Annotated in this window: 5 protein-coding genes; all 5 read right to left on the bottom strand. The window is 67.0% G+C overall.

What is annotated here, in order from left to right:
• Positions 1-1,670 (bottom strand): maltose alpha-D-glucosyltransferase (gene treS / locus FFS27_RS28280; RefSeq protein WP_137952363.1); only part of this gene is annotated, 1,670 nt, incomplete at its 3' end.
• A 10-nt stretch (positions 1,671-1,680) separates the two neighbouring features.
• Positions 1,681-3,675, bottom strand: coding sequence for an alpha-1,4-glucan--maltose-1-phosphate maltosyltransferase (locus FFS27_RS28275; RefSeq protein WP_023101286.1), 1,995 nt, complete (start codon positions 3,673-3,675; stop codon positions 1,681-1,683).
• 143 nt (positions 3,676-3,818) lie between these two features.
• Positions 3,819-4,700, bottom strand: a complete 882-nt coding sequence (gene ku / locus FFS27_RS28270; protein ID WP_003100825.1) for a non-homologous end joining protein Ku — start codon at positions 4,698-4,700, stop codon at positions 3,819-3,821.
• A 22-nt stretch (positions 4,701-4,722) separates the two neighbouring features.
• Positions 4,723-4,965: a hypothetical protein gene (locus FFS27_RS28265; RefSeq protein ID WP_021264738.1), complete on the bottom strand. Its 243-nt coding sequence runs from the start codon at positions 4,963-4,965 to the stop codon at positions 4,723-4,725.
• Positions 4,966-4,978: 13 nt separating this feature from the next.
• The coding region (locus FFS27_RS28260) for an MgtC/SapB family protein (protein ID WP_171019246.1) at positions 4,979-5,175 on the bottom strand (197 nt) is incomplete at its 5' end.

The raw sequence follows: 5,175 nt of genomic DNA, 5'->3' as shown, positions 1-5,175 counted from the left end.
AACCAGTAGAAGCCGTAGGGCGGCAGGGTCAGCAGGTAGGTCAGCTCGCCGATCGGCGGGAACGACATGCCGCCGATCATCTCCACCGGCACCTTGCCGGCATGGCTGGCGAGGTCCAGTTCCACCGCCTGGGCCGCGCGCGACAGGTTGGCCACGCAGAGGATGCTGTCCTGCCGTTCGCCCTCGGCGTATTCGCGCAGGTAGGCGAGGATCCGTCGGTTGCTCGGCGCGAGCATCTTCAGGCTGCCGCGGCCGAAGGCCTTCTGCTGGCTGCGCACGGCGAGCAGGCGGCGCATCCAGTTGAGCAGCGAATGCGGGTCGCGCGCCTGCGCCTCGACGTTGATCGTCTGGTAGCCGTACAGCGGGTCGAGAATCGGCGGCAGCACCAGCTTCGCCGGGTCGGCGCGGGAGAAGCCGCCGTTGCGGTCCACCGACCACTGCATCGGGGTCCGCACGCCGTCGCGGTCGCCGAGGTAGATGTTGTCGCCCATGCCGATCTCGTCGCCGTAGTACAGGGTCGGCGTGCCCGGCATCGACAACAGCAGGCTGTGCAGCAGCTCGATGCGCCGCCGGTCACGCTCCACCAGCGGCGCCAGGCGCCGGCGGATGCCCAGGTTGAGGCGCGCGCGGCGGTCGGCGGCATAGTGGTTCCAGAGATAGTCGCGCTCGTCGTCGGTGACCATCTCCAGGGTCAGCTCGTCGTGGTTGCGCAGGAAGATCGCCCATTGGCAATTGGCCGGGATGTCCGGGGTCTGGCGCAGGATGTCGGTGATCGGATAGCGATCCTCCTGGGCGATGGCCATGTACATGCGCGGCATCAGCGGGAAGTGGAAGGCCATGTGGCATTCGTCGCCCTCGCCGCCATCCTCGCCGCCGAAGTACGGCCGGGTGTCTTCCGGCCACTGGTTGGCCTCGGCCAGCAGCATGCGGTCGGGATAGTGCGCGTCCAGCTCGGCGCGGATGCGCTTGAGCACCTGGTGGGTCTCCGGCAGGTTCTCGCTGCTGGTGCCGTCGCGTTCGATCAGGTAGGGAATCGCGTCCAGGCGCAAGCCGTCGACGCCCATGTCCAGCCAGTAGCGCATCACCCCGAGCACCTCGCGCAGGACCTGCGGGTTGTCGAAGTTCAGGTCCGGCTGGTGGGAATAGAAGCGGTGCCAGTAGTACTGTTGGGCTACCGGGTCCCAGGTCCAGTTGGACTGCTCGGTGTCGATGAAGATGATCCGCGTACCCTGGTATTTCTCGTCGCTGTCCGACCAGACGTAGTAGTCGCGGGCGCGCGATCCCTTCTTCGCGTGGCGGGCGCGGATGAACCAGGGATGCTGGTCGGAGGTGTGGTTGATCACCAGCTCGGTAATCACCCGCAGACCGCGTCGATGGGCCTCGGCGATGAACCGGCGGGCGTCGGCGAGGCTGCCGTAGTCGCTGTGCACGCCACGGTACTGGGCGATGTCGTAGCCGTCGTCGCGGCGTGGCGACGGGTAGAACGGCAGCAGCCAGAGAGTGTTCACGCCGAGGTCGGCGATGTAGTCGAGCTTCTCGATCAGCCCGGCGAAGTCGCCGATGCCATCGTTGTTGGCGTCGTAGAAGGATTTCACGTGGACCTGGTAGATCACCGCGTCCTTGTACCATTGCGGGTCGTTGAGAAAGACCGGTTTCTCGCGTCTGGCCATGGGTTTCTCCTTATGCGTCGACGCGCCGCACGCGCCAGATGCCGAACGGCAGGTGCCAGGGTTCGATGCGCATCCACTGGACCTTGCCGTGCCAGACCCAGCGATGCCCGTTCATCAGGTCCTCGCCCTGGAGGCTGGCGTCGTCGGGCAGGCCGAACTCCCACAGCGGCAGTTCGAAATGCGCCTCCTGGGCTTCGTGCGGGTCCAGGCAGACCGCCACCAGGACGAAGTTGGCGAGGTCCGCGGTGCGCTTGCCGAAATACAGGATGCGGTCGTTCCAGGCGTTGTAGGCCTGGAACCCGAGGTGCGTCTGCAATGCCGGGTTTTCCCGGCGGATGCGGTTGAGCCGGGCGATCTCGGCGACGATGTTGCCCGGCGCCTGGTAGTCGCGCGGACGCAACTGGTATTTCTCCGAGTCGAGGTACTCCTCCTTGCCCGGCAAGGCCGCCGCCTCGCACAGCTCGAAGCCGGAGTACATGCCCCACAGCCCCGACCCCATGGTCGCCAGGGCGGCACGGATGAGGAAGCCGGGGCGGCCGGAGCGTTGCAGGAACCAGGGATTGATGTCCGGGGTGTTGACGAAGAAGTTCGGCCGGTAGCAGTCGCGCCAGGGTGGCTGGTTGAGTTCGGCGAAGTACTCCGCCAGTTCCTGCTTGTCGTTGCGCCAGGTGAAATAGGTGTAGCTCTGGCTGAAGCCGACCTTGCCCAGGCGCGCCATCATCGCCGGGCGGGTGAACGCCTCGGAAAGGAAGATCACCTGCGGATGGCGGCCGCGCACCTCGGCGATCAGCCACTCCCAGAACGGCAGTGGCTTGGTGTGCGGGTTGTCGACGCGAAACAGCGTCACGCCCTGCTCGACCCAGCCCAGCACCACGTCGCGCAAGGCTTCCCACAGGCTCGGCAGGGCCTGTTCGGCGTAGAAGTCGACGTTGACGATGTCCTCGTACTTCTTCGGCGGGTTCTCCGCGTAGCGCAAGCTACCGTCCGGACGCCAGGCGAACCAGCCGGGATGCTCGCGCAGCCAGGGGTGGTCGGGGGAGCACTGGATGGCGAAGTCCAGCGCCAGTTCCATGCCGTGCTCGCGCACCGCAACGAGCAGCCGGCGGAAATCCTCGCGGTCGCCCAGTTCGGGATGGATCGCCTCGTGGCCGCCCTCCTCGCTGCCGATCGCATACGGGCTGCCGGGGTCGCCGGCCTCGGCACGCAAGGAATTGTTGCGGCCCTTGCGATGGGTGCGGCCGATGGGGTGGATCGGCGGGAAATAGAGAACGTCGAAGCCCATCGCGGCGATCTGCGGCAGGCGCCGGATCACGTCGTCGAAGGTACCGTGGCGTGTCGGGTCGCCGCTTTCCGAGCGAGGGAACAGCTCGTACCAACTGGCGAAGCGCGCCAGCGGTCGCTCCACCTCCAGCGGGTATTCGCGGCTGCGCACCAGGTGCTCGCGCGGGCCGACCAGACGCAACAGTTCGCCGGTCTGCGCCGCCAGCCACAGCGCCACCCGCTCCTCGACGCTCTGGCAGGCCTGCAGGCGTTCGGCCAGCGGCGCACAGGCGGCGGCGATCTCCGGACCGCCGCGCTCGGCGCAGCGCTGCAGCAGTTCGTCGCCCTCGCGCAGCTCCAGGTCCAGCGGCAGGCGTGCGCCATGCTTGGCACGCAATTCGCGGCGGTAGCCGGCAAAACGGTCGATCCAGGCCTCGATACGGAAGTACAGGCGGCCGCAGGTCGGCGTGCGCAACTGCGCGCTCCAGAAATCGTTGCCTTCGGGCAGCAGCGGCAGGCGCCGCTCCGCGGTTTCCCCGACACGCCGCCAGACCACCTCGGCACCGAGTACCTCATGGCCATCGACGAAGATTCGCGCGGCCAGGCGCAGGTCGCGGTCGCTCTCGGTCTTCGCGGGATAGGCACCCTCTTCCACCACAGGGCTGACCGACTCGATGGCGATACGGGGCTGCTGGATGGCGATGACCAGCGGATCATCGTCGCTGTTGCGGACAATCGAACTCATCGAGGCGCGCTCCTCCGGGACGTGGGTTCGGCGATGGGTCGCGAGGCTTCCGCCGGCCTCGAATGGCCGGCGGCGCGGACGGTCATTGATTCCGAGCCCGCCGGCGACCGATTGGTTCAGGTTGATTTACCCAGCGGCTCGCCTCAGGCCTTGCGCCGCGAACGCGAGGCACCGGACTTGGCGCGACCCTTCGCGTCGGCCCCGGCCTTTTCGCTGCCCTTGTCCTTGCCGCCGCCGGCGCGGGAACGCAGGCTGCGCTTGAGCAGGTCGGTGAGATCGATGATGTCGGCGCCCTTGCCAGCCACCTCCTCCTCTTCCTCCACCGCGTGCAGCTGGCCCTTGGCGGCCTTTTCCTCGACCAGCTTCATGATCTTGTCGCTGAAGCTGTCCTTGTATTCGTCCGGCTCCCAGTGGGAGGCCATGTCCTCCACCAGGCGCTTGGCCATCTCCAGCTCGCGCTTGTCGAGTTTCGCCTCGGTGACGCTTTCGTCCAGCTCCAGGCCATCCAGGCTGCGCACCTGCGACGGCCAGCGCAGGGTGATCAGCACCAGGGCGTCCTGCAGAGGCCGCAGGAGCGCCAGGTGCTGGCGGGTGTGCAGGACGACGTTGGCCAGGGCGACCTTGCCGGTGCGCTCCAGGGTCTCCCGGAGCAGCGCGTAGACCTTGCCTCCGCGCCGGTCGGGGGCCAGGTAGTACGGGGTATCGAAGTGCTGCAGGGGAATTTCCTGGCTATCGACGAAAGCGAAGATCTCGATGGTCTGGGTCGACTTGGGATGCGCCGCGCGGATTTCTTCCTCGCTCAGCACCACGTAGCGGCCCTTTTCGTACTCCACGCCCTTGACGATGTTCTCGCGCTCGATCTCCTTGCCGGTGACCTTGTTCACCCGTTTGTAGCCGACCGGCTCCATGCTGCGCTGGTCGAGCCAGTCGAAATCGATGCCCTGCGACGAGGTCGCCGCCGACAGGCTCACCGGTATATGCACCAGGCCGAAGCTGATCGCGCCTTTCCAGATCGCACGCGCCATGCCGGTTTCCTCCTCTTGATGGTTACAGCGTGCCGCCGTCCGCGTAACGCACGCGGCCGTCGGCGGCGATGTCGGTGATGCGCTGGAGCAGGTTGTCGGCGGCGGTCTCGGCGTCGCTCAGGCAACTGCAACCCGGGGTCACTACCCACAGCATGCGTACCGCCGAGCCACGCCGCTTGGGCTGATAGAGGATCAGGCCGACCGGCTGGCAGCGCTCCTGCATCGCGTCGGTCCAGGCGGTACAGGCGTCGAAGTCCTTGAACATGACGGAACTCTCCTCAATGGCTATCGGAAGATGGCGGCGAACGGTTCAGGCAGGCCAGGACATGCAGCACCAGTAGCGCCAGGACCGTCCCGAGCACCGCGGTACCCTGGTGACCGAGTCCGACCGCGACGCCTATGGCGGTGCTGGCCCAGAGACCCGCCGCGGTGGTCAGGCCCCTGACCCGGCTTTCCCGACCTGCCTTGAGGATGG

This window comes from Pseudomonas sp. 2VD, assembly GCF_005503585.1.
Classification (GTDB): domain Bacteria; phylum Pseudomonadota; class Gammaproteobacteria; order Pseudomonadales; family Pseudomonadaceae; genus Pseudomonas; species Pseudomonas aeruginosa.
The sequence above is the reverse complement of the archived record's forward strand: the minus strand, read 5'-3'. Positions and strand labels throughout refer to the sequence as shown.